The following is a 22998-nucleotide window of genomic DNA, read 5'->3' on the forward strand; positions in this document are numbered from 1 at the left end:
TCGCAAGCGTTACAGGACCGGCATCGAAAACGTACGGGATTTGCATGGGTACACACGGAACCGATTGGATGGCCGGTCCATCCCGGACCGGTGCCCCGTGTTGACGCTGTAGCGTGCACTACTGCACAACCAGCGGAAGAGCACGACGGAAGACCGTAAGGAAGACCGCGGACGCGGCCAGATACGACGGCGAGGACTGATGGCACCCGAACCCGACGGAAACGGCGCCGGGATGGCCGATGCGCCGGACCATGAGTCGTGGGTCGGCGGACTCGTCGGCGACGGCCGTTACCGCCTCACTCACCGGCTGGGACGCGGCGGCATGGCGGAGGTGTTCGCCGCCGAGGACGTGCGCCTGGGCCGTACCGTCGCCGTGAAGCTGCTCCGCGCCGATCTCGCCGAGGACCCGGTGTCCAAGGCGCGCTTCACGCGTGAGGCACAGTCGGTGGCCGGACTCAACCACCACGCGGTGGTGGCGGTGTACGACTCCGGTGAGGACTTCGTGGGCGGCCAGACCGTCCCGTACATCGTGATGGAGCTCGTCGAGGGCCGCACCATCCGCGACCTCCTGGTGGACGCGGACGCCCCGCCGCCGGAGCAGGCGCTGATCATCGTCTCGGGCGTGCTCGAAGCGCTCGCGTACTCGCACCAGCACGGCATCGTGCACCGTGACATCAAGCCCGCCAACGTGATCATCACGGACACGGGCGCGGTCAAGGTGATGGACTTCGGCATCGCGCGGGCGCTGCACGGCGCCCAGTCGACGATGACCCAGACCGGCATGGTCATGGGCACCCCGCAGTACCTCTCGCCCGAGCAGGCGCTCGGCAAGGCCGTCGACCACCGCTCCGACCTGTATGCGACCGGCTGCCTGCTGTACGAACTCCTCGCGCTGCGGCCCCCGTTCATCGGTGAGACGCCTTTGAGCGTGGTCTACCAGCACGTCCAGGACATGCCGGTGCCGCCGTCGCAGGTGACCCATGTCGCGCCGCCGGAACTCGACGGCCTCGTCATGCGTTCTCTCGCCAAGGACCCGGACGACCGTTTCCAGTCCGCCGAGGAGATGCGCGGCCTGGTCCAGTACGGCCTGCAGATGCTCCAGGCACAGGGCGGCCACACCGGCACCTGGAACACCGGCCCGGTCGAGCTGATGCACGAGGGCGCCCACACCCCGGCGATGGGCACCACCGGCGCCACCACCGCCATGGGCCACCCCATGCACGGCGAGACCTCGCAGTTCGGCGGGCCGATCCTGCCGCCGATGAACCCGGACGACGGCGGTTACGACGGCTACGGACACGGCGGCCACAAGCAGGGCGGCGGCCGCGGCGGCAAGATGGTGCTGTTCGTGGTGCTCGCGATCGTCGCGATCGCGGTGGGTGTCGCCTTCGCGCTGAAGGCCGCGAACAGCTCGGGCGGTGGCGGTGGCGGCGGGGGCACCACCTCGCAGACGCCGAAGAACTCGCCGTCGGTCTCCCAGTCGGACACCCCGTCGACGCAGGACACCCCGGGCACCAGCCAGGGCCAGTCGTACAGCAGCAGCTCGAACGGCAACGGGGAGTCGCCCTCCACGCACCGCTCGCGCTCCTCCTCGCCGACGCCGAGCAAGTCGCGCTCCTCGCACTCGCCGGGCACGGACCAGGGCACGACGTCGGGCACGAGCGAGGGCACGGACACGCAGGGTACGACGTCCGGAAACTCGGGCACCACCGCCGGGAACTCTGGTACTTCCAGCGGCAACACGGGGACGTCGTCCGGGAACACGGGCACCACCGACGGCACCAGCTCCGGGAACACGGGCACCTCCAGCGGCAACACGGGGACGTCGTCCGGGAACACGGGCACCACCCATGGCACCACCGCCGGGAACACGGGCACCTCCAGCGGCCCCGGTGGCACCAAGCCGACTCCCTGACCGGAGCCGGGGCTCAGCCCGCGAAGGCCTCGCACACCGCCTCGTACTCGCGGGTCCACCAGACCGCCAGGGCCGACGCCGCAGGAAACTGCGGGTCGGCCCTTCGGTCGTGCAGCTGGTAGCGCCAGCGCAGGATCCAGAAGTCGTTGAGCCGCTCCCACCACACCCGGTGCACCGCGGCCGCGAGCTCCTCGGCATCGGCCCCGGCGGCCCGCCGATAGGCCCGCGCGTACGCCCGCACCTTCGCCAGCTCCAGCTCGCCCGAGGGGCGTACGAAGAAGATCGCGGCGGCCCGGACCGCCTCCTCGGCGCGCGGCTGGACGCCGAGCCGGTCCCAGTCGACGATCGCGGCGGGCTCGGCCGAGCGGCCCTCGCCGCGGTACAGCAGGTTCAGCGGATGGAAGTCGCCGTGCACCCAGGTGCCGGTGACGGGAGCGGCCGGGCGGCGGTGGGCGTGCTGGCCGAGCAGCACCCGCCGCTCCAGGAGCCGGTGTTCGGCGAGTTCGTCGAAGGCGTCCCGGGGCCGGTGCCCGCGGGCCCGCGCCACCAGGTCGTCGATCAGCGCGAAGGTGTCCGCGGGGTCGGCGCTGAGGTGCTCGGCCTGCGGCACGTCGGGCTCCATGACCTGGGCCAGGCACGTGTGCACGAGCCCGAGCAGCGCCCCGAGCCGGCGGGATTCCACGGCGCACAGCTGGGCGCCGTCGCGGTGGCGGCCGTGCACCCAGGGGTGCAGGGCGTAGCAGTGGCCGCCGATCACCGCGACGGTGTCGCCATCGGCGTCCGGTACGGGCGGGGCGACGGGCACGCCGAGTGCCTGGAGGCGTTCGGTGGCCCGGTGCTGGCGGGCGATGGCCTCGTGGTCGCCGTCCAGGTGGTGCTTGAGGAAGTAGTCGCCGCGGGTGGTGGCGAGCCGGTAGCCGCGGTTCAGCAGGCCCTGGGCGACCCGTTCGCAGGAGAGCGGCTCACCGGCGGACTCGTAGCGGCGCAGGAGGTCGCCCACGGGTGGAGTTGCAGATGAGCGCGGCACTCTTCAGATGTTAGATCACGCCACGTACTTGAGTTGTCGCTCTTTGGAGTAGTCCAGCGAATGGACGGTCACGAACTGAGGTTCGATTCGCATGTACACGGGATCGAAGGGCTCCCCGTCGACCGCTCGGGGGTCGTCGCCGAACAGCGCCAGCTCCCCTGCGGTCGGCTCGAAGGCCTCGGCGGTGCCGGTGAACTGCACCGACCACACGTCGACTTCGCCCGAGCCGAGGTTGTCCGCGCCGTACGCGACCACGCTGCCCAGGCATGCGTGGTGGTAGCCGAGCCCGGCGTGCAGGCGCAGCAGGACGCGGCCGTCGATCACGATGTGGCGGGCCGGGGCCACGAACGGCAGGGCTCGCATGCTGGTCGCGACGCGGCCGTACGGAACGCGGCCGAGCAGCTCGATGGCGCGGGCTTCCTCGCAGGACATGCCCCCACCTTTGCGGCCCGCGGCGGCCCGTGAAAGAGCCCGGGGCCCCGCGCATCCGGGCCCTAGGTCCCGAATGACCGGCCCGGGCCCCGTCGGTGAGAGGTGCTCAGTGGTTCTTCTCGGCCTGGATCCGGGCCACGTACGCGGCGGCCTGGGAGCGGCGCTCCATGCCGAGCTTGGACAGCAGCGAGGAGACGTAGTTCTTGATCGTCTTCTCCGCGAGGTGCAGGCGCTCGCCGATCACACGGTTGGTGAGGCCCTCGCCGATCAGGTCGAGGATCTTGCGTTCCTGCTCGGTGAGGTTGGCCAGGCGGTCGTCGCCCTTGCTCTTGCCGCCGTCGCGCAGCCGCTCCAGGACGCGGGCGGTGGCCACGGGGTCGAGCAGCGACTTGCCGGCCGCCACGTCGCGTACGGCCGTCAGGAGTTCGCTTCCGCGGATCGCCTTGAGGACGTATCCGGAGGCTCCGGCCATGATCGCGTCGAAGAGGGCCTCGTCGTCCGCGAACGAGGTGAGCATCAGGCATTTGATGTCCTCGTTCTGCGAACGGATCTCGCGGCAGACCTCGACTCCGCTGCCGTCCGGGAGGCGGACGTCAAGGACGGCGACGTCGGGGCGGGTGGCGGGAATCCGGACCAGGGCGTCGGCGGCGGTGCCGGCCTCGCCGACCACTTCGATGTCGTCCTCGACGGAAAGCATTTCGTGGACGCCGCGACGGACCACCTCGTGGTCATCGAGCAGGAATACGGTGATTTTGCCTGTTTCGCGCACGGAATCAGTCTCACACATTCATCCGAAGGACGCCGGAGAGTGCCATAAGTGACCCCTTCCCGAACACGCGTGACCGGGATAACGTGCCGTTGTTCCGGCGGCCTGCAAGGCTGTGACCAGCGACTGTTCCCCACTTTCTCGATTTACTTGGAAATCCAAGCAAAAACGCAGGTCAAGTGGGGTTTCGCAGTAATGCGCAGCACTGGGTAACGTGCCTTTGACAGGGCGCTCGCCGGGGCACCTGTCACGCCTGATCCCCGGCCGAGCGCGCACACCCCCGTGCACTTGAGACGGACAGGCGAGCCTCCCCCAAGCTCTGGACGAGCCGGGGGGACCCCCAGGCTCACCGGCGAACCCGGGAGCCGGACAGACGGAGGAGCACGCACGTGACCGTGGAGAGCACTGCCGCGCGCAAACCGCGACGCAGCAGCAAGCGCACCGCCGGCGCCGGCGCAAGGAAGACGGCCGCCGAGCCCGAGCTCGTACAGCTGCTGACGCCCGAGGGCGAGCGGGTCGAGCACCCTGACTATGACGTCGACCTGAGCCCCGAAGAGCTGCGCGGCCTCTACCGCGACATGGTGCTGACCCGGCGCTTCGACGCCGAGGCCACGTCCCTGCAGCGCCAGGGCGAGTTGGGCCTGTGGGCCTCGCTGCTGGGCCAGGAGGCCGCCCAGATCGGCTCCGGGCGTGCGCTGCGGGACGACGACTACGTCTTCCCGACGTACCGCGAGCACGGCGTCGCCTGGTGTCGCGGCGTCGACCCGACGAACCTGCTCGGCATGTTCCGTGGCGTCAACCACGGTGGCTGGGACCCCAACACCAACAATTTCCACCTGTACACGATCGTCATCGGCTCGCAGACGCTGCACGCGACCGGTTACGCGATGGGCATCACCAAGGACGGCGCGGACAGCGCCGTGGTCGCCTACTTCGGCGACGGTGCCTCCAGCCAGGGCGATGTCGCGGAGGCCTTCACCTTCTCCGCCGTCTACAACGCCCCGGTCGTGTTCTTCTGCCAGAACAACCAGTGGGCGATCTCCGAGCCCACCGAGAAGCAGATGCGCGTGCCGCTCTACCAGCGCGCCCAGGGCTTCGGCTTCCCCGGTGTCCGGGTCGACGGCAACGACGTGCTGGCCTGCCTGGCCGTGACCAAGTCCGCCCTGGAGCGGGCCCGCCGGGGTGAGGGCCCCACCCTGGTCGAGGCGTTCACCTACCGGATGGGCGCGCACACCACCTCCGACGACCCGACGAAGTACCGGGCCGACGAGGAGCGCGAGGCGTGGGAGGCCAAGGACCCGATCCTGCGCCTTCGCACCTACCTGGAGAACGCGGGCCACGCGGACGCCGCGTTCTTCGAGGAGCTGGAGAGCGAGTCGGAGACGCTGGGCAAGCGGGTGCGCGAGGCGGTCCGTGCCATGCCCGACCCCGAGCCCATGGCGATCTTCGAGAACATCTACGCCGACGGCCACGCGCTGGTCGACGAGGAGCGGGCCCAGTTCGCCGCCTACCAGGCCTCGTTCGCGGACGGAGAGGGCAACTAGCCATGACCGTACAGAAGTTGCCGATCGCCAAGGCGATCAACGAGTCGCTGCGCAAGGCGATGGAGACCGACCCCAAGGTCCTGGTCATGGGCGAGGACGTCGGCAAGCTCGGCGGTGTCTTCCGGGTCACCGACGGCCTGTTCAAGGACTTCGGCGAGGACCGGGTGATCGACACCCCGCTCGCCGAGTCCGGCATCGTCGGCACCGCGATCGGCCTGGCCCTGCGCGGTTACCGGCCCGTCGTGGAGATCCAGTTCGACGGCTTCGTCTTCCCGGCGTACGACCAGATCGTCACCCAGCTCGCGAAGATGCACGCCCGCGCGCTCGGCAAGATCAAGCTGCCGGTCGTCGTCCGCATTCCCTACGGCGGCGGCATCGGCGCGGTCGAGCACCACAGCGAGTCGCCCGAGGCGCTGTTCGCGCACGTGGCGGGCCTGAAGGTGGTCAGCCCCTCGAACGCGTCGGACGCGTACTGGATGATGCAGCAGGCCATCCAGTCCGACGACCCGGTGATCTTCTTCGAGCCCAAGCGCCGCTACTGGGACAAGGGCGAGGTCGACACGGAGGCCATCCCGGCCCCGCTGCACAAGGCCCGTACGGTACGCGCCGGTTCGGACCTCACGCTGGTCGCCTACGGCCCGATGGTGAAGGTCTGCCTCGAAGCGGCCGCCGCCGCTCAGGAAGAGGGCAAGTCGATCGAGGTCGTGGACCTGCGCTCGATGTCCCCGATCGACTTCGACGCCGTCCAGGCCTCGGTCGAGCGGACCGGCCGCCTGGTCGTCGTCCACGAGGCGCCGGTCTTCTACGGCGCCGGAGCGGAGATCGCCGCGCGGATCACCGAGCGGTGCTTCTACCACCTGGAGGCCCCGGTGCTCCGGGTCGGCGGCTACCACGCCCCGTACCCGCCGGCGCGCCTGGAGGAGGATTACCTGCCGGGTCTCGACCGGGTGCTCGACGCCGTCGACCGCTCGCTGGCGTACTGAGGTGACGACAATGACTGAGAACGCTGCCCGCTACCGCGAGTTCAAGATGCCGGACGTCGGCGAGGGGCTCACCGAGGCGGAGATCCTCAAGTGGTACGTCAAGCCCGGTGACACCGTCACCGACGGCCAGGTGGTGTGTGAGGTCGAGACCGCGAAGGCGGCCGTCGAACTCCCCATCCCCTACGACGGTGTGGTGCAGAAGCTGCACTTCGAAGAGGGCGTGACGGTGGACGTCGGCACGGCCATCATCACCGTCGACGTGGCCCCCGACAGCGGGTACGCCCCGTTCGCCGAGGCCGCGGAAGCGGCCGAGGCCGCCTCGGCCGCCCCTGCCGAGCCCGCGGAGGACGAGGCGCCCAAGGGCCGCCAGCCCGTGCTGGTCGGCTACGGCGTCTCCGAGGCCTCGACCAAGCGCCGCCCGCGCAAGGGGGTTTCGGTCCCCGAGCAGGCCCCGGCCGACGCCCTGCGTGCCGTGCAGACCGAGCTGAACGGCCAGGCTCCGGCCCCGGCCCGCCCGCTCGCCAAGCCTCCGGTCCGCAAGCTCGCCAAGGACCTCGGCATCGACCTCGCGACCGTCGTGCCGACCGGCCCCGACGGCATCGTCACCCGCGAGGACGTGCACGCGGCTGCCGCGCCGGTGGCCGAGCCCGCGCCCGTTTCACGTGAAACAACTCCCGCCCCGGCAGCGGCTGTTCAGGCCTCCGACGCTCGCGAGACGCGGATTCCCGTCAAGGGCGTACGCAAGGCGACCGCTCAGGCCATGGTCGGCTCGGCGTTCACCGCGCCGCACGTCACGGAGTTCGTGACGGTCGACGTGACGCGGACGATGAAGCTGGTCGAGGAGCTGAAGTCCGACAAGGACATGGCGGGCCTCAGGGTCAACCCGCTGCTCCTGATCGCCAAGGCGCTCCTGGTCGCGATCAAGCGCAACCCGGACGTCAACGCCTCCTGGGACGAGGTGAACCAGGAGATCGTGCTCAAGCACTACGTGAACCTGGGCATCGCGGCGGCGACCCCGCGCGGTCTGATCGTCCCGAACATCAAGGACGCCCACACCAAGACCCTGCCGCAACTGGCCGAGTCGCTGGGCGAGTTGGTGTCGACGGCCCGCGAGGGCAAGACGTCTCCGGCGGCGATGTCGGGCGGCACGGTGACCATCACCAACGTCGGCGTGTTCGGCGTGGACACCGGCACCCCGATTCTCAACCCGGGCGAGTCCGCGATCCTCGCGGTCGGTGCGATCAAGCTCCAGCCGTGGGTCCACAAGGGCAAGGTCAAGCCCCGCCAGGTCACCACGCTGGCGCTCTCCTTCGACCACCGCCTGGTCGACGGCGAGCTCGGCTCCAAGGTCCTCGCCGATGTGGCGGCGGTCCTGGAACAGCCGAAGCGGCTCATCACCTGGGGCTGATGCGCCCCGCTCGGCCCCCGGCGCGCATCCGTACGCCGGGGGCCGAGGCATGTCCGGGTGGACACGGCTGCGGGCAGGGCGGAAGGTGAGGGGAAGGGCGGCCCCGGCCGTCCGCACCGCGCCCCGGCCACTCTGCCGTGACCGGGCGCCACGTGGTGACCTGGGCAGACGGGGCTGAGGGGAGTCATTCATGCGGATGCACACCCGCGCCGCGCTCGCCGCCGCGATCGCCGCGGCGGCCCTCACCGGAGCACTGCTCGCCTCCACGGCCGCCGCCCCGGAGGACCGGGCCCCGGCCGTCTTCGCCACCGCTGCGGGCAGGGCCCCGGTCTCCAAGGCCTGCATCGCCTCCCTGGAGGCCGACATCGGCGCCGGCACCACCGCGCTCATGACCCTGAGCACGAGCGGCCCGACGGTCACCTTCAAGAACGGCCCCGGCCATCCGGTCCCGAGCCTCGGCAAGCTCGACCGCAAGCACCCCAAGCTGCCCGCCTCGGCCGGCATCTACGCCGAGATCCTCAAGCCGTACGGCACCGCCCCGCAGCTCAGGACCAAGGTCGAGGGCGGCCCCCGGGCTCAGTACCAGGTGCAGGACTTCCCCAAGCTGCCCAAGGGCTGCAAGGTGACCGGCACCAAGTAGGCGCCCAAGTGGCGCACATCGCCACCCGTGCGCGACCCCGTAGGAAGTCCCGTCCCGCGATCCGGACGCAACTTTCTGATGCACTCCTGTTGTATCTATCCTGTGCGCATGTCTCCCGCCCCGGCCCCCGCCACCAAGCAGCCCCCCGCCGCCGACCGTGTGTACATGCACGTCAAGCAGGCGGTACTCGACCGCCGCTACGAGGGCGGCACGCTGCTCACCGAGGGCGAGCTGGCCGAGGCGGTCGGGGTTTCGCGGACGCCCGTGCGCGAAGCGCTGCTCAAGCTCGAAGTCGAAGGGCTGCTCAAGCTCTACCCGAAGAAGGGCGCGCTCGTGCTCGCCGTCTCCGCGCAGGAGACCGCCGATGTGGTCGAAACCCGGCTGCTCGTGGAGGAGTTCGCGGTGCGCAGAGCCGTACCCGCGCCGGAGCACCTGATCGTGCGGCTCCAGGAACTCCTGGCCGAGCAGAAGGCGCACGCCGCCGCCGGGGACCTGGCGGCCGTCGCCGTCAGCGACCGCTGCTTCCACGCCGAGATCGTGCGCAACGCCGGGAACGAGATCCTGGCCCGGCTCTACGACCAGATGCGGGACCGCCAGCTGCGCATGGGGGTGGCCGTCATGCACGCCCAGCCCGACCGCATCGCCAAGAACATCGCCGAGCACCAGGAGATGCTCGACGCCATCAGGGACGGCGACGGCGAGCGGGCCGCGCACTGTGTGCGCCAGCACCTCAGCTGGGTCAAGGTCCTGGTCAGGGGGGACGATCGATGAGTTCGGCCACACTGCCCGCACCACAGCCGCTGGGCGGGCGCCGGGCCGCGTTCGTGTGGGGCATAGGCGTCGGCGTCTACTTCGTCGCCGTCATCTTCCGCACCTCGCTCGGCGTCGCCGGCCTGGACGCCGCCGACCGCTTCCACGTCAACGCCTCGGCCCTTTCCACCTTCTCCATACTCCAGCTGCTTGTGTACGCGGGGATGCAGATACCCGTCGGCCTCATGGTCGACCGGCTCGGCACCAAGAAGGTCCTGGTCCTCGGGACCGTCCTGTTCACCGTCGGCCAGCTCGGCTTCGCCCTGTCGCCCTCGTACGCCACCGCGCTGGGCTCCCGCGCGCTGCTCGGCTGCGGCGACGCGATGACCTTCATCAGTGTGCTGCGGCTCGGCTCGCGCTGGTTCCCCGCCAAGCACGGGCCCATGATCGGGCAGGTCGCCGCGCTGTTCGGAATGGCCGGCAACCTGGTGTCCACCCTCGTCATCGCCCGCGCGCTGCACGGCGTCGGCTGGACGGGGACCTTCGTCGGCAGCTCGCTCGCCGGAGTCGCCGTCCTCGTCCTGCTGCTGCTCTTCCTGCGCGACCACCCCGAAGGCCACGAGCCGCCGCCCGCGCACCACGCCGGAGCCGCGTTCGTGCGCCGCCAGATCGCCGAGTCGTGGCGCGAGCCCGGCACCCGGCTCGGGATGTGGGTGCACTTCACGACGCAGTTCCCCGCGATGGTGTTCCTGCTGCTGTGGGGGATGCCCTTCCTCGTCGAGGCGCAGGGCCTCGACCGGGGCACGGCGGGCGGACTGCTGACCCTTGTGGTGCTCTCCAATATGGTCGTCGGCCTCGTGTATGGGCAGCTCATCGCCCGCCACCACGCTGCCCGGCTGCCGCTGGCGCTCGGCACCATAGGGGCGACCGCCCTCATGTGGGCCGCCACCATTGCCTATCCTGCGCCGCACGCGCCGATGTGGCTGCTCGTCACCCTGTGCCTCGTGCTCGGTGCGTGCGGACCGGCCTCGATGATCGGCTTCGACTTCTCGCGCCCCGCGAACCCGCCGGAGCGCCAGGGCACCGCGTCCGGCATCACCAACATGGGCGGTTTCATCGCCTCCATGACGACGCTGCTCGCGGTGGGCGTGCTGCTCGACACGACCGGTGACAACTACCGGATCGCGTTCTCGTCGGTGTTCTTCCTGGAGGCGCTGGGCCTGGTCCAGATCCTGCGTCTTCGCGCGCGGGCGCAGCGCCGCGAACGGGAACACCTGGTGGCGAGCAGGGTGGAGGCGGTGCACGTCCCGGTGTAGCCGGAACCCTGGTTCCCGGCGTGGCCGGGCCCTCCTCGGGCTTCCCGGCGAAGCCGGAACCCCCAGCGTTACGGGGTGACCGCGAACTCCCGCAGGATCGCGTCCGCCAGCGCCTGGTCGCCCTCCGTCTTCACCCGGTCGGCGACGGCGTGCGGACGGACGCGGCCGCAGGCGAGCCGCAGGAACGTCTCCCAGTCCATGGCCAGGGTGACCAGCGGGCCCAGCGAGGGCGCGCCGTCGATCGTGCCGTGCCCGTCCGCGTCGACCCGTACCGTGCGCAGGAATTCCACCGGCCCGTGGATGTCGAAGACGACCGCCGAGTTGGGCGGTGCGCCGGCGTCCTTCGCGACGACCCGGGGCAGCGTGTGCAGCAGGATGTCGCGGGCCACGTACGCGCCCGGGGAGTCCAGGTTCCCCGGCTTGTTGAGGGCCCAGCGCAGGTCCTGCTCGTGCACCCACACATCGAACGCGCGCATCCGCAGCGCGAGTTCCAGGGTCTGCTCGGCGCCGAGCGGGGCGCGCACCTTGGTGTCGGGATCCCGGTTCTCGTTGCGCAGCTGGCGCGCCCGGCGAATGATCGTGTACTCCAGCTCGGAGGTCATCTCCGGCGCCGTATGGTGCCGGCGCACATCGACCTGCATCTCCATATAGCGAGCGAGGTCGGTCTGTACGTGGAAGATGTCGCGCGGCAGGGTGTGGATCGGCCTCGGATCGCCCAGCTGCTCGCACTCCATGCCGATGATGTGCGACACGATGTCCCGTACCGACCAGTTGGGGCACGGCGTCGCACGGTTCCACTCGCCCTCGACGAGCGGCTGCACCAGCTCCGATATCGCCTCGATGGAGTGGGTCCAGGCATCGGCGTAGGTCTGAAGGCTGGGATGGACGGTCACGGGACCCCTCGGCGGTTCTTTTGTAGCGGGCTGGACTGCGGGACTGTGTGGGAGGCTTGGTCGCTTGGGGGGTCCGGGGGTCTCCCCCGGAAGGTCACAGTACGCTGCCGGGCAGCACCCCGGCAGTGCTTTCGTATGACGATCGTAGGCTGTTTCCCCCAGTGCTGACGGCTCGACAGCCAGGACGGTGGTACCGTGCGCGCCTCGCTCATTCAGATCGATGTAGACCCGTATGAATCCGTCAATTCCCGCCGCGAGCGGGTGGGTTCGCTGATCCGGGAGCTGCGGAGCAGCGACCTGGTCGTGCTCCCCGAGCTGTGGACGGTCGGGGCGTTCGCGTACGAACTCTTCGCGGACGAGGCGGAGACGCTGCGCGGCACCACGGCCCGGGCGATGTCCGAGGCGGCCCGGGACGCCGGGATCTGGCTGCACGCCGGGTCGATTCCGGAGCGGGGCGAGGACGGCGCGCTCTACAACACCTCCCTCGTCTTCTCGCCCGACGGCGAACTCGCGCACAGCTACCGGAAGATCCACCGCTTCGGCTTCGACAAGGGCGAGGCCGTGCTGATGGGGGCGGGCTCGGATCTGGTCACCGTTCCCCTGCCGGACCTCACGCTGGGCCTCGCCACCTGCTATGACCTCCGCTTCCCCGAACTGTTCCGGGGCCTCGTCGACGCCGGCGCCCACGCCTTCGTCGTCCCGGCCGGCTGGCCCGAGCGCCGCCGCGCCCACTGGACCCTTCTCGCCCGGGCCCGGGCGGTCGAGGACCAGGCGTACGTGCTGGCCTGCGGCACTGCGGGGACCCATGCGGGGGTGCCCCAGGCGGGGCACAGCATCGTGGTGGACCCCTGGGGCGAGGTCCTCGCCGAGGCCGGCTCCGGTGAGGAGACCCTGACCGTGGATCTCGACCCGGCGAAGGTCTTCGACACCCGCGAGGCGTTTCCGGCCCTGAAGGACAGGGTGCTGGGTCTGGACACGCCCAAGCGCTAGCGGAGAGCGGGCGGGGTCAGTCCTCGTGGCCTCGCTCCTTCTCGTCCATGCGGATCACGCAGATCACCACCGCGAGCAGCAGCGCCGCGTCCGCGTCCTCCCGTACCACGTTCACCGCGTACGTCTCGCGGATGTGGAACCACTTGCGCGAGACGTGGGCCAGCAGCTCCCCGTCGTACTCGACGGTGAACTCGCGGTCCAGGATCTTGCCCGTCACGTCGAGCTCCGTGCCCTCGATCAGGCTGACCCGGTAGTGGTTGCGGAGCAGGGAGAGGCGCTTGCGGCGGACCTTCGCGAGGATCTGGTCGTCCCGCTCGATGGTCATCGCGTCCCGCAGGCTGAACATCTTCTCCCGCAGCGTGATCAGCACCCGCCCTGACGGGTCCTTCAGCTCCAGGGTGTCGCGCAGCCGCAGCGCCTTGCCGTCGGCGAGGAACGCGTGCCGGCCGTCCTCGGTCTCGATCCAGTAGTCGTCGCCGATGGCGAAGATCTTGTCCCGCACGAGGTATTTCATGGCTACACCCCTGCCCGTGCCGGGGCCCCGCCGAACGGCGACACAGGGTGTTCATACCGGGATGGCAAGCTTGAACCATGAACGATGCCGCCCCGGCGCCCACCCCCGCGCCCGCCCCCCGCCGTGCCCGCGTCCGTGCCCCCGAGCTGATCGGCAGGGGTGGCTGGCTGAATACGGGCGGGAAGGAACTCACGCTCTCCGGCCTCCGCGGCCGCATCGTGATTCTCGATTTCTGGACCTTCTGCTGCATCAACTGCCTCCACGTCCTCGACGAGCTCCGCGAGCTGGAGGAGAAGCACCGGGACACCGTCGTGATCGTCGGGGTGCACTCGCCGAAGTTCGTGCACGAGGCCGAGCACCAGGCCGTTGTCGATGCGGTCGAGCGGTACGGGGTGGAGCACCCCGTGCTCGACGATCCCGAGCTGGCGACCTGGAAGCAGTACGCCGTGCGGGCCTGGCCCACGCTCGTGGTGATCGATCCCGAGGGGTACATCGTCGCCCAGCACGCCGGCGAGGGCCATGCTCATGCCATTGAGCGGCTCGTCGAGGAGCTGGAGGCCGAGCACGGGGCGAAGGGGACGCTGCGGCGCGGTGACGGGCCGTACGTGCCGCCGGAGCCCGTCGCCACCGACCTGCGCTTCCCCGGCAAGGCGATCGTGCTGCCCAGCGGGAACTTCCTGGTGTCCGACACCACCCGCCACCAGCTCGTCGAGCTCGGCCCGGACGGGGAGAGCGTCGTGCGGCGGATCGGCGGAGACGGGCAGTTCAAGGAGCCCCAGGGGCTCGCGCTGCTCCCGGACGGGAGGGTCGTCGTCGCCGACACCGTGCATCACGCGCTGCGGGCCTTCGACCCCGTCAGCGGCGAGATCGAGCTGCTTGCCGGGACCGGACGGCAGTGGTGGCAGGGGCAGCCGACCTCCGGGCCCGCGCTCGGCATCGATCTGTCCTCGCCGTGGGACGTCGCCTGGTGGCGGGGCAAGGTCTGGATCGCCATGGCCGGTGTGCACCAGCTGTGGACGTACGACCCGCAGACCGCGACCGTCGAGGTCGCGGCGGGCACTACCAACGAGGGGCTCGTCGACGGGCCCGGCGCCGAGGCCTGGTTCGCGCAGCCGTCCGGGCTCGCGGCCACCGAGGACCGGCTCTGGGTCGCCGACTCGGAGACCTCCGCGTTGCGCTACGTCGATGCCGAGGGCGCGGTTCATACCGCCGTGGGGACCGGGCTCTTCGACTTCGGGCACCGGGACGGGGACGCCGCGCAGGCGCTGCTCCAGCACCCGCTCGGCGTCACCGCGCTGCCGGACGGCTCGGTCGCCGTCGCGGACACGTACAACCACGCGCTGCGCCGCTACGACCCGGCCAGTGGTGAAGTGACCACGCTGGCAACGGACGTGAGGGAGCCGAGCGATGCGGTCCTCGCCGGGGACGACATCGTCGTCGTCGAGTCGGCGCGGCACCGGCTGACCCGGCTGCGGCTGCCCGAGGAGGCCGTACGGGTCGAGGCGGTGGCGCACCGCACCCAGCGTTCGGCGACCGAAGTGGCCCCGGGCAAACTCCAGTTGGACGTCGTGTTCCAGGCGCCCGCCGGGCAGAAGCTGGACACCCGGTACGGTCCCTCGACCCGGCTGCTCGTCTCCTCGACCCCGCCCGAGCTGCTGCTCGCGGGCGAGGGCACCGGCACCGACCTCGCGCGCGAGCTCGGCCTGAACCCGGAGGTCGCCGAGGGCGTGCTGCACGTGTCGGCGATGGCGGCCTCGTGCGACGACACTGCGTCAAATAGCGGCTCCGCCGCGGGCGCGAACGAGTACCCGGCCTGTCACATGCACCAGCAGGACTGGGGCGTCCCCGTACGCCTCGTCGAGGGCGGCGCGAGCAGGCTGCCGCTGGTGCTCGCCGGGATGGACGAGGCAGGGGCCCAGTAGCCGAAGGCGGTACCGGCCGAAGCCCGGCTGTGGCCGAGCCCGGCCCTACCCGAAGCCCGGCTTGAACGGGCCGGTGCGCGGGGCCGGGCCGCACAGGGGCAGTGCGGCCGGGCGGCCGTGGCTGTCCAGGACCGGCAGGGTGTTCACCGTGTCGGAGCCGGGCAGCGTCACGCGCACCGTCGAGCCCCGGGCCGGGCAGCCGCCGAGCGGGGTGTAGTGCACCCTGGCGACCCCGTTCGCCCCGGGGTGCAGGGCGAAGGGCTTCGCGAACGGCTTGGCCGGGGTCGAGACGAGAGGTGCGGCCCGGCCGCTGTCGTCCAGGACGGCCAGCGTCGGGGCGCCGTACAGGACGCAGGTGTGGCCGGAGGTGTTGCGGACCAGCAGGACCGCGTCGCTCCCGCCCCGCACGTCCGCGCCGGGCCGGGAGCCGCCACCGCCGCGGCTGTCGCCCCCGATGCGGAAGGTGAGGGACAGCGCGCTGGGCGAGCAGAAGACGCGGGCGTCCTCACCGCCGTCCTCGAACGGGCCCGTGCGGCTGTCCGTGCCGGGGACGGACGGCGGCGGGCCGCCCGGGGGCGGGACGGCCGGGGTCGCGGAACCGGCGCCGGGCTGCGGGCTCTGCGCGGCCGTGCCGCGGCCGGTCGCGGGGAGGGACGGGCCGGGCGGCTGCTCCTGCGGGGTGCCGGACCGGGGCGCGCCGGAACCGTTCGACACCGTTGTCGTACCGGTGCCGGGAGCGGCGGCCGGCACGCGGTCCGTGCAGGCCGTCAGCGCGCCGAGCAGCACGGTGAGGCCGACTATGACAGCCCCCCTGCCCCGGGCCCTGCGCATCGCGTCCCCCACTCCGAATCCAGCAACCAGGCAAGCCATTCAGAACATGTGCCGCGCCAGCCTCGCGGGCGTCTCCATCGTTTGGCCAACGCGCCCGTGAAGGCAAGACGTTCGGCACGAGGCGGCGCGTCGTTGTGAGGCGTGCGCATCGAAACGATATGAGGTGGCGCGTCATTATGACGCGAGCCGGTCAAGGCTGTGCGCGCGGCAGGGCCTCCGGGCCGGCCGGGGCGGCCAGGTTCGCCAGGCAAGCGCGGGCCGCCGCCGCGCCCTCCTCGTAGCCGTGGTCGTCGGCCTCGCGGGCCGCGATCGTGAGCTCGCGGCTTGCTTCTTCCGTACGGCCGAGGCCGGCCAGGGCCTCGCCGTAGCTGGTGCGCAGGAGCACCCGGCGCGGGATCGCCTCCGGAGAGGGCCCGAGTTCGAGGCCGCGCTGGGCGTGCTCCGCGGCGAGGCCGTAGGCGCGGGCGGTGAGGAAGTGCCGGGCCAGGTGCTGGTGGGCGAGCATCTCGGTGGACCGGTCGCGGGCCCGGCCCGCCAGGGTCAGAGCGTGCCCGAGCAGGTCGCCGGCGCGATCGACCTCGCCGTACTGGGTGAGGATGAGGGCCAGGTTCATGCGGGCGATGGCCTCGCTGGTGACGTCGCCCGCCTGGCGGGCCAGGTCGGGGGCCTTCTCCAGCTGGGCGAGGGCCTCGTCGTAACGGCCCTCTTCGTGCAGGACCCAGCCGAGCAGGGCGCGGGTGCGGGACTGCGCGTCGAGCTCCTGCTCCCACTCGGCTGATTCCAGGGCCTGTTCGAGGAGCGGGACCCAGCCGTCGCGGACCCGCCACAGGATGAGCGGCCACTGGAGGAGGACGAGCCGCCAGGCGCGGTCGTGCATCCCGGCGGCGACGGCGGCTGCGACTGCTCCGCGCAGGGTGGCCCGTTCGGCCTCGTACCAGGCGAGTGCGGCCTGGCGGTCCTCGAATTCGCGCACCGCGGCGGGGCGCCGGGCCCCGGGCGGCGGGGTGAAGCAGGGCTGGCTGCCGGGCTCGGCGGTGGCGGTGGCCACGAGGCCGGTGTGCAGATAGTGGTCCAGGAGGCGGGCGAGGCCGTCGGGGTCGGCCTCGGGGGCGAGCGCGCGGGCGTAGAGGCGTACAAGGTCGTGGAGGGTGTACGAGTCCGGCCGGGTGCGCGGGTCGGGGCCGTGCGGGCCCGATTCGACCACGAGGTGGGCGGCGGCGAGCCGGTCCAGGGCGGCGGCGGCCTGGTCGGGGGTGCATCCCGCGAGGGCTGCGGCGGTGTAGCGGTCGAGTTCGGAGCCGGTGTGCAGGCCGAGCGCGCGGAACATCCGGCGGGCCTGCTCGGGGAGTTGCTGCACGGTCAGGCGCAGGGCGGCGGCGACCCCGGTGTCCTCGACGCGAAGGAGGCCGAGGCGGCGCTGTTCGTCGGCGAGTTCGCGGGCCAGGGCGGCCAGCGTCCACTGGGGGCGGGCGGCGAGGCGGGCGGCGGTGACGCGCAGGGCGAGCGGGAGGCCGTCGCAGAGCGCGGCCAGGTGGGCGGCCGCTTCGGGTTCGGCGGCGACCCGGTCCTCGCCGAGCACGGCGGCGAGCAGAGCGGTGCAGTCGGGGGCGGGCAGTTCGTCGAGGCGGACGGGGCGCGCCGCGTCGGAGGCGACGAGGCCCCCCAGCCGGTCACGGCTGGTGACCAGGGTGACGCAGTGGTCGCCGCCCGGCAGCAGCGGGCGGACCTGCTCGGAGTCGCGGGCGTTGTCGAGTACGACCAGCATCCGGCGGTCGGCGGTCAGCGAGCGGTACAGCGCCCCCATGCCGGACTCGGTCTCGGGTATGCGGTGCACGGGCACGCCGAGCGCGAGCAGGAACTCCCGCAGGACGACGGTGACTTGGCGGGCAGGGGTGTCGCTGTAGCCGCACAGGTCGGCGAAGAGGCGGCCGTCGGGGAAGTCGCCCTGGCGCTCGTGCGCCCAGTGCACGGCGAGCGCGGTCTTGCCGACGCCGGCGCCGCCGGTGACCAGGGCGATGGCGCCGTACTCCCCGGCGGCGGCCAGGCCGAGTGCGGTGAACTCGGCGTGCCGGCCGGTGAAGCCGCGGGGTCGGCGCGGCAGCAACTCCGGTACGGCGACGGCCGGTTCGGGCTCGTCGTCGGCCGGTGTGGACGGGGTGACGGGGGTGCCGGTGCGCAGGATCTCGGCGTACGCCTCGCAGAGGGCGGGGCCCGGGTCCACGCCGAGCTCGTCGGCGAGCAGGCGGCGGGTGCGGTGGAACCATTCGAGGGCGTCCGACTGGCGGCCCGAGCGGCTCAGGGCCAGCATCAGCGCGGCCGAGATGGGCTCGCGCAGGGGGTGGGCGACGGCTTCGGTGCGCAGCACGGCGGCGGCCCGGCCGTGCTCGCCGAGCTCCCCGTACGCCTCGGCGAGTGCCTCCACCGAGGCGAGCCGGAGCTCTTCGAGGGTGTGGGACGCGGCTTGCAGGGGCGGGCTGGTGACGGTGCCGGTGAGGGCGGGGCCCTGCCACAGGGCGAGCGCCTCGCGCAGCATGAGCACCGCGTCGCCGGGGCGGCGCTGGTCGCGGGCGAGGGTGACGAGTTCCTCGAAGCGGTGCGCGTCGATGAGGGTCTCGGGGAGCCTGAGGACGTACGCCGGTCCCTGCGTGGCCAGTTCGATGCCGTACGCCTCGGCGCCGTGCTCGGCGAGCAGGGCGCGCAGCCGTGAGACGTGGCCCTGCAGGACGGTGCGGTAGTGCAGGGGCGGCTCTTCGTCCCACAGGGCCTCGGTGAGGCGGTCCACGGGTACGGCGATGTTGGGCTGGAGCAGGAGCATGGCCAGCAGGCTGCGGCGCTTGGCGGGGCCGAGCGCGAGGAACGCGCCGTCCTCGCTCGCCACGGCCACCGTTCCCAGGACGCGGAACTCCACGGTGGCGCTACCCCCTTGCTCCCCGTTCCCGGCTTCCCCCGGACCTGGTCAGGGCCCGGACAGTCGAGGATACGCGGGGCCGAAGGGGGTGGCCCCACCTCCCGGGGCGCAGGTGGCGCGGCTCACGTGAGGCGGTCGACGCAGCTGCCCGTAGGGGTCAGGTCAGGTGGTCGCGGTGCTCCTCCTCGACGATGGTGGCGCCGGGTACGACGCGCCGCCGGCGCAGCACGCTGGTGAAGACGGCCACGCCGATGATGCCGACGGCCATCAGGATCAGGCCCACGACATCCAGGTTCACACCCTTGGCGTGCCAGTCCGTCGCGAACGTGAGGATCGCCCCCACCGCGATGAGGATGATGCAGCCGCCCAAACCCATGAATCTCGCCTCCGTAGAAGGGGATTGGCCGTCCGGGTACCCGGGTCCGGGACGGTCAATCCCCGTCTGCGGTGCGGTGGTTCAGCCCGCCAGGAACGCGGTGAGGGCGTTCGCGAGCAGGTGCGGGTCGTCGGCGCCGCACAGTTCGCGGGCGCTGTGCATCGACAGGATGGCCACGCCGATGTCGACGGTCTGGATGCCGTGCCGGGCCGCGGTGATCGGGCCGATCGTGGTGCCGCAGGGCATCGCGTTGTTGGAGACGAAGGTCTGCCACGGGACCCCGGCGCGCTCGCAGGCGGCCGCGAACACGGCGCGTCCGGCGCCGTCGGTGGCGTACCGGGCGTTCACGTTGACCTTGAGGATGGGGCCGCCGTTGGCGCGCGGGTGGTGCGTGGGGTCGTGCCGCTCGGCGTAGTTGGGGTGCACGGCGTGGCCGGTGTCGGAGGACAGACAGATCGTTCCTGCGAAGGCGCGGGCGCGGTCCTCGTAGGTGCCGCCGCGGGCGAACACCGAGCGCTCCATGACGTTGCCGAGCAGCGGGCCGTCCGCGCCGGTGTCGGCCTGCGAGCCGTCCTCCTCGTGGTCGAAGGCGGCGAACACGGGGATGAAGGGGAGGTCTTCGGAGCCGGACACCGCGGCGAGAGCGGCCGCCCCGGCGTGCACGGAGAGCAGGTTGTCCATGCGGGGCCCGGCGACCAGCTCCCGGTCGCGGCCGAGGTAGGCGGGCGCCTCGACGGAGTGCAGCATCAGGTCCCAGCCGGCCACCTCGCCCTCGTCGAGCTCGGCCTCCTGTTCCAGGAAGCGGATCAGGTCGCCTTCCTGTACGTCGTCGCCGAGGCCCCAGATCGGCTGGAGGTGGCGCTGGCGGTCGAGCTTGAGCCCGTCGGTGTTGACCGAGCGGTCCAGGTGCACGGCCAGCTGCGGAACGCGAAGCAGCGGGCGGTCCACGTTGACCAGGCGGTGGCTGCCGTCCCTGAGGGTGAGGCGGCCCGCGATGCCGAGGTCGCGGTCGAGCCAGGTGTTGAGCAGCGTCCCGCCGTAGATCTCGACGGCGACCTGCCGCCAGCCGTACGCCCCCGAGTCCGGCTGCGGCTTCACGCGCAGGTTCGGGGAGTCGGTGTGGGCGCCGACGATCCGGTACGGGGTGTGGGGCTGGGCGTCCTCGGGGACGTACCAGGCCACGATGGCGCCGCCGCGCAGCACGTACTTTCCGCCATGCGTGCCGTCCCAGGCGTCCGTCTCCTGGACCTGCCGGAACCCGGCCTTCTCCAGGCGTGCGGCCGCGTTGGCCACGGCGTGGTACTGCGACGGGCTCGCCGCGAGGAAGGTCATCAGGTCGTCGGTGTGGCCGCGGTCGAAGCGGGGCGGTGTGCTCATGCGGCCACCCTAGCGGCGCCGCACCCCCGCTCCCCGGGGCTCCGCCCCGGACCCCGGGATGCCCCTCCCCGCCCCTTCCCGAAACCCGCCGGGGGTGAGTGGGTCGGCTGCGGACCGTGCGTGGTTGCTCGCGCAGTTCCCCGCGCCCCTGGCGGCATGCGGTACGGGCATCTTCAGCCTGTCCGGCGTTTGAGGACGAGCGCCCTCAAGGCGCGAACGGGGTCTGGGGCGGAGCCCCAGGAAACCCGGCTTCCCCCCTTCCCAACCCCCGGAGGGTTTCGGGAAGGGGTGGGGTGGGGGAAGCCGGTCCGGCAGCCGGCCTGCCAGAGGGGTCCGGGGGCGCACCCTTGCCTCCCCGTACGGAGAACGCTGCTCCCCCGCACACGCGGAACGAGGGCTTCCGCGCACGCGGAACAAGGGCTTCAGGGCACGCGAAAGGGGCCCGGGGTCCGACCACCCCGAGCCCCCGGTTCCGCGGGGGACCTGAAGGGCTAGAACGCCGCCTCGTCCAGGTCCATCAGGGAGCCGTCCACCGCTTCGGCCAGCGCACGCGCCGTGCCGACGCCCGGCAGGACGTTCGCGGCGAAGAACTTCGCGGCCGCGATCTTGCCCGTGTAGAACGGCACGTCCTTCGCCGACGCCGACGACAGCTTCTCGGCGGCGACCGCGGCACCCTTCAGAAGCAGGTAGCCGACCACGACGTCGCCCGAAGCCATCAGCAGGCGGGTCGTGTTGAGGCCCACCTTGTAGATGTTCTTGACGTCCTCACCGGTCGCCGTCAGGTCGGTGATCATCGTCCCGACGATCGCCTCCAGGTCGACGGCCGCCGTGGCGAGCGAGTCGAGCGCACCGCCCAGCGCCTCGTTGCCGTTCTGCTCGGCGAGGAACTTCTTGATCTCCTCGGAGAGGGCGTTCAGGGACGCGCCCTGGTCCCGGACGATCTTCCGGAAGAAGAAGTCCTGGCCCTGGATCGCGGTCGTGCCCTCGTACAGCGTGTCGATCTTGGCGTCACGGATGTACTGCTCGATCGGGTACTCCTGGAGGTACCCGGAGCCGCCGAAGGTCTGCAGCGACTCGGCCGACAGCTTCTCGTACGACTTCTCCGAGCCGTAGCCCTTCACGATGGGCAGCAGGAGGTCGTTCAGGCCGATGAGCGCCTTGGCGTCCTCGCCCGCCGCCTCCTTGACCTGGATCGCGTCCTGGATGGAGGCGGTGTAGAGGACGAGCGAGCGCATGCCCTCGGCGTACGCCTTCTGCGTCATCAACGAGCGCCGCACGTCCGGGTGGTGAGTGATCGTCACCTTCGGCGCGGTCTTGTCCATGAACTGCGAGAGGTCGCTGCCCTGGACGCGCTCCTTGGCGTACTCAAGGGCGTTCAGGTAACCCGTCGACAGCGTCGCGATCGCCTTCGTGCCGACCATCATGCGGGCGAACTCGATGATCATGAACATCTGGCGGATGCCGTCGTGCTTGTCGCCGATCAGCCAGCCCTTGGCGGGGTGCTGGTCGCCGAACGTCATCTCGCACGTGTTGGAGGCCTTCAGGCCCATCTTGTGCTCGACGTTCGTCGCGTACACGCCGTTGCGCTCGCCCAGCTCGCCGGTCTCCCAGTCGAAGTGGAACTTCGGGACGAGGAAGAGGGACAGGCCCTTGGTGCCGGGGCCGTGGCCCTCGGGGCGGGCGAGGACGTAGTGGAGGATGTTCTCCTCCATGTCGTGCTCACCGGAGGTGATGAAGCGCTTCACGCCCTCGATGTGCCAGGAGCCGTCGTCCTGCTGGACGGCCTTGGTGCGGCCGGCGCCGACGTCGGAACCCGCGTCCGGCTCGGTCAGGACCATCGTGGAGCCCCAGCGCTTGTCGACCGCTATCTCGGCGACCTTCTTCTGCGCCTCGTTGCCCTCGGCGAAGAGGATGCCGGCGAACGCCGGGCCCGAGGAGTACATCCAGATCGCCGGGTTCGAGCCCAGGAGCAGCTCGGCGTACGCCCAGATCAGGGAGCGCGGCGAAACGGTGCCGCCGATCTCCTCGGGCAGGCCGAGCCGCCAGTACTCGGAGTCCATGAACGCCTTGTACGAGCTCTTGAAGGACTCCGGGACCGGAGCGGTGTTCGTCGCGGGGTCGAAGACCGGCGGGTTGCGGTCGGCGTCCGCGAAGGAGTCGGCCAGCTCGTTCTCGGCGAGACGGGCGATCTCCTCCAGGATCGACTTGGCGGTGTCGACGTCCATCTCCCCGAACGGGCCGGTGCCGTACAGCTTGTCGCGTCCGAGTACCTCGAAGAGGTTGAACTCGATGTCGCGGAGATTCGACTTGTAGTGCCCCATGGCGACCGCTCCGTAAGCAGGGTGTCGGTTACATCTACCAGCAAGTAGGTCAGTAGCTCCGATGATGCTACCCGTCGGTAATAAC

Annotated in this window: 19 protein-coding genes; 9 read left to right on the forward strand and 10 right to left on the reverse strand. The window is 71.3% G+C overall.

From position 1 onward, the window contains the following. Positions 1-199: 199 nt before the first annotated feature. Positions 200-1915: a protein kinase domain-containing protein gene (locus tag IE206_RS29505; protein WP_189967382.1), complete on the forward strand. Its 1716-nt coding sequence runs from the start codon at positions 200-202 to the stop codon at positions 1913-1915. A gap of 13 nt (positions 1916-1928) precedes the next feature. Here IE206_RS29505 and IE206_RS29510 read toward each other — a convergent pair whose 3' ends face one another. The 3 genes from IE206_RS29510 to IE206_RS29520 form a co-directional block, all read right to left on the reverse strand. Next, on the reverse strand, positions 1929-2942 hold the full coding sequence (locus IE206_RS29510) for a phosphotransferase (RefSeq protein ID WP_189967384.1): 1014 nt from the start codon (positions 2940-2942) through the stop codon (positions 1929-1931). A gap of 15 nt (positions 2943-2957) precedes the next feature. Next, positions 2958-3374 carry a pyridoxamine 5'-phosphate oxidase family protein gene (locus tag IE206_RS29515; RefSeq protein ID WP_189967386.1) on the reverse strand — a complete coding sequence of 139 codons (417 nt, stop codon included), beginning with the start codon at positions 3372-3374 and terminating at the stop codon, positions 2958-2960. Positions 3375-3480: 106 nt separating this feature from the next. Beyond that, the gene (locus IE206_RS29520) at positions 3481-4143 is read right to left on the reverse strand and encodes a response regulator (RefSeq protein ID WP_100575501.1); all 663 of its coding nucleotides are present in this window, start codon (positions 4141-4143) and stop codon (positions 3481-3483) included. A 386-nt stretch (positions 4144-4529) separates the two neighbouring features. Between IE206_RS29520 and pdhA the strand changes: the two genes are divergently transcribed. The 6 genes from pdhA (at position 4530) to IE206_RS29550 (ending at position 10781) form a co-directional block, all read left to right on the forward strand. Then, complete coding sequence (pdhA, locus tag IE206_RS29525) at positions 4530-5684, forward strand: pyruvate dehydrogenase (acetyl-transferring) E1 component subunit alpha (RefSeq protein ID WP_189967388.1); 1155 nt, start codon at positions 4530-4532, stop codon at positions 5682-5684. 2 nt (positions 5685-5686) lie between these two features. Continuing rightward, positions 5687-6667 (forward strand): alpha-ketoacid dehydrogenase subunit beta, encoded by a 981-nt coding sequence (locus IE206_RS29530; RefSeq protein WP_189967390.1) that lies wholly within the window; start codon positions 5687-5689, stop codon positions 6665-6667. Position 6668: 1 nt separating this feature from the next. Continuing rightward, positions 6669-8075: a dihydrolipoamide acetyltransferase family protein gene (locus IE206_RS29535; RefSeq protein WP_189967392.1), complete on the forward strand. Its 1407-nt coding sequence runs from the start codon at positions 6669-6671 to the stop codon at positions 8073-8075. 190 nt (positions 8076-8265) lie between these two features. Further along, the gene (locus IE206_RS29540) at positions 8266-8715 is read left to right on the forward strand and encodes a hypothetical protein (protein ID WP_189967394.1); all 450 of its coding nucleotides are present in this window, start codon (positions 8266-8268) and stop codon (positions 8713-8715) included. A gap of 108 nt (positions 8716-8823) precedes the next feature. After that, positions 8824-9486 (forward strand): GntR family transcriptional regulator, encoded by a 663-nt coding sequence (locus IE206_RS29545; protein WP_226598914.1) that lies wholly within the window; start codon positions 8824-8826, stop codon positions 9484-9486. After that, complete coding sequence (locus IE206_RS29550) at positions 9483-10781, forward strand: MFS transporter (protein ID WP_189967397.1); 1299 nt, start codon at positions 9483-9485, stop codon at positions 10779-10781. The genes IE206_RS29545 and IE206_RS29550 overlap by 4 nt, the downstream gene beginning before the upstream one ends. A gap of 68 nt (positions 10782-10849) precedes the next feature. Here IE206_RS29550 and IE206_RS29555 read toward each other — a convergent pair whose 3' ends face one another. After that, positions 10850-11674: a maleylpyruvate isomerase family mycothiol-dependent enzyme gene (locus tag IE206_RS29555; RefSeq protein ID WP_189967398.1), complete on the reverse strand. Its 825-nt coding sequence runs from the start codon at positions 11672-11674 to the stop codon at positions 10850-10852. Between the two features lie 195 nt (positions 11675-11869). On the opposite strand from IE206_RS29555, the gene IE206_RS29560 reads away from it, so the two are divergent. After that, entirely contained in the window at positions 11870-12664 is a 795-nt protein-coding gene (locus IE206_RS29560) for a carbon-nitrogen family hydrolase (RefSeq protein ID WP_189967400.1), read from the forward strand. A 16-nt stretch (positions 12665-12680) separates the two neighbouring features. On the opposite strand, the gene IE206_RS29565 is transcribed toward IE206_RS29560, so the two are convergent. Then, positions 12681-13178, reverse strand: a complete 498-nt coding sequence (locus IE206_RS29565; protein WP_189967402.1) for an LURP-one-related/scramblase family protein — start codon at positions 13176-13178, stop codon at positions 12681-12683. A gap of 77 nt (positions 13179-13255) precedes the next feature. Between IE206_RS29565 and IE206_RS29570 the strand changes: the two genes are divergently transcribed. Beyond that, positions 13256-15100 (forward strand): NHL domain-containing thioredoxin family protein, encoded by a 1845-nt coding sequence (locus IE206_RS29570; RefSeq protein WP_189967404.1) that lies wholly within the window; start codon positions 13256-13258, stop codon positions 15098-15100. A 45-nt stretch (positions 15101-15145) separates the two neighbouring features. Here the strand turns inward: IE206_RS29570 and IE206_RS29575 are convergent, their stop codons facing one another. The 5 genes from IE206_RS29575 to IE206_RS29595 all read right to left on the reverse strand — a co-directional run bounded on the left by IE206_RS29575 (position 15146) and on the right by IE206_RS29595 (position 22913). Continuing rightward, a complete protein-coding gene (locus IE206_RS29575; protein WP_189967406.1) occupies positions 15146-15931 on the reverse strand; it encodes a DUF4232 domain-containing protein in 786 nt (261 codons plus the stop codon). A 190-nt stretch (positions 15932-16121) separates the two neighbouring features. Next, positions 16122-18839 (reverse strand): AfsR/SARP family transcriptional regulator, encoded by a 2718-nt coding sequence (locus tag IE206_RS29580; RefSeq protein WP_189967408.1) that lies wholly within the window; start codon positions 18837-18839, stop codon positions 16122-16124. A gap of 157 nt (positions 18840-18996) precedes the next feature. After that, positions 18997-19215 (reverse strand): DUF6458 family protein, encoded by a 219-nt coding sequence (locus tag IE206_RS29585; protein WP_189967410.1) that lies wholly within the window; start codon positions 19213-19215, stop codon positions 18997-18999. An 81-nt stretch (positions 19216-19296) separates the two neighbouring features. Further along, entirely contained in the window at positions 19297-20592 is a 1296-nt protein-coding gene (locus IE206_RS29590) for a M18 family aminopeptidase (protein WP_189967412.1), read from the reverse strand. A 491-nt stretch (positions 20593-21083) separates the two neighbouring features. After that, positions 21084-22913, reverse strand: a complete 1830-nt coding sequence (locus IE206_RS29595; RefSeq protein ID WP_189967414.1) for an acyl-CoA dehydrogenase — start codon at positions 22911-22913, stop codon at positions 21084-21086. Between the last annotated feature and the right edge of the window lie 85 nt (positions 22914-22998).

It is taken from the genome of Streptomyces violascens (assembly GCF_014649955.1).
GTDB lineage: Bacteria > Actinomycetota > Actinomycetes > Streptomycetales > Streptomycetaceae > Streptomyces > Streptomyces violascens.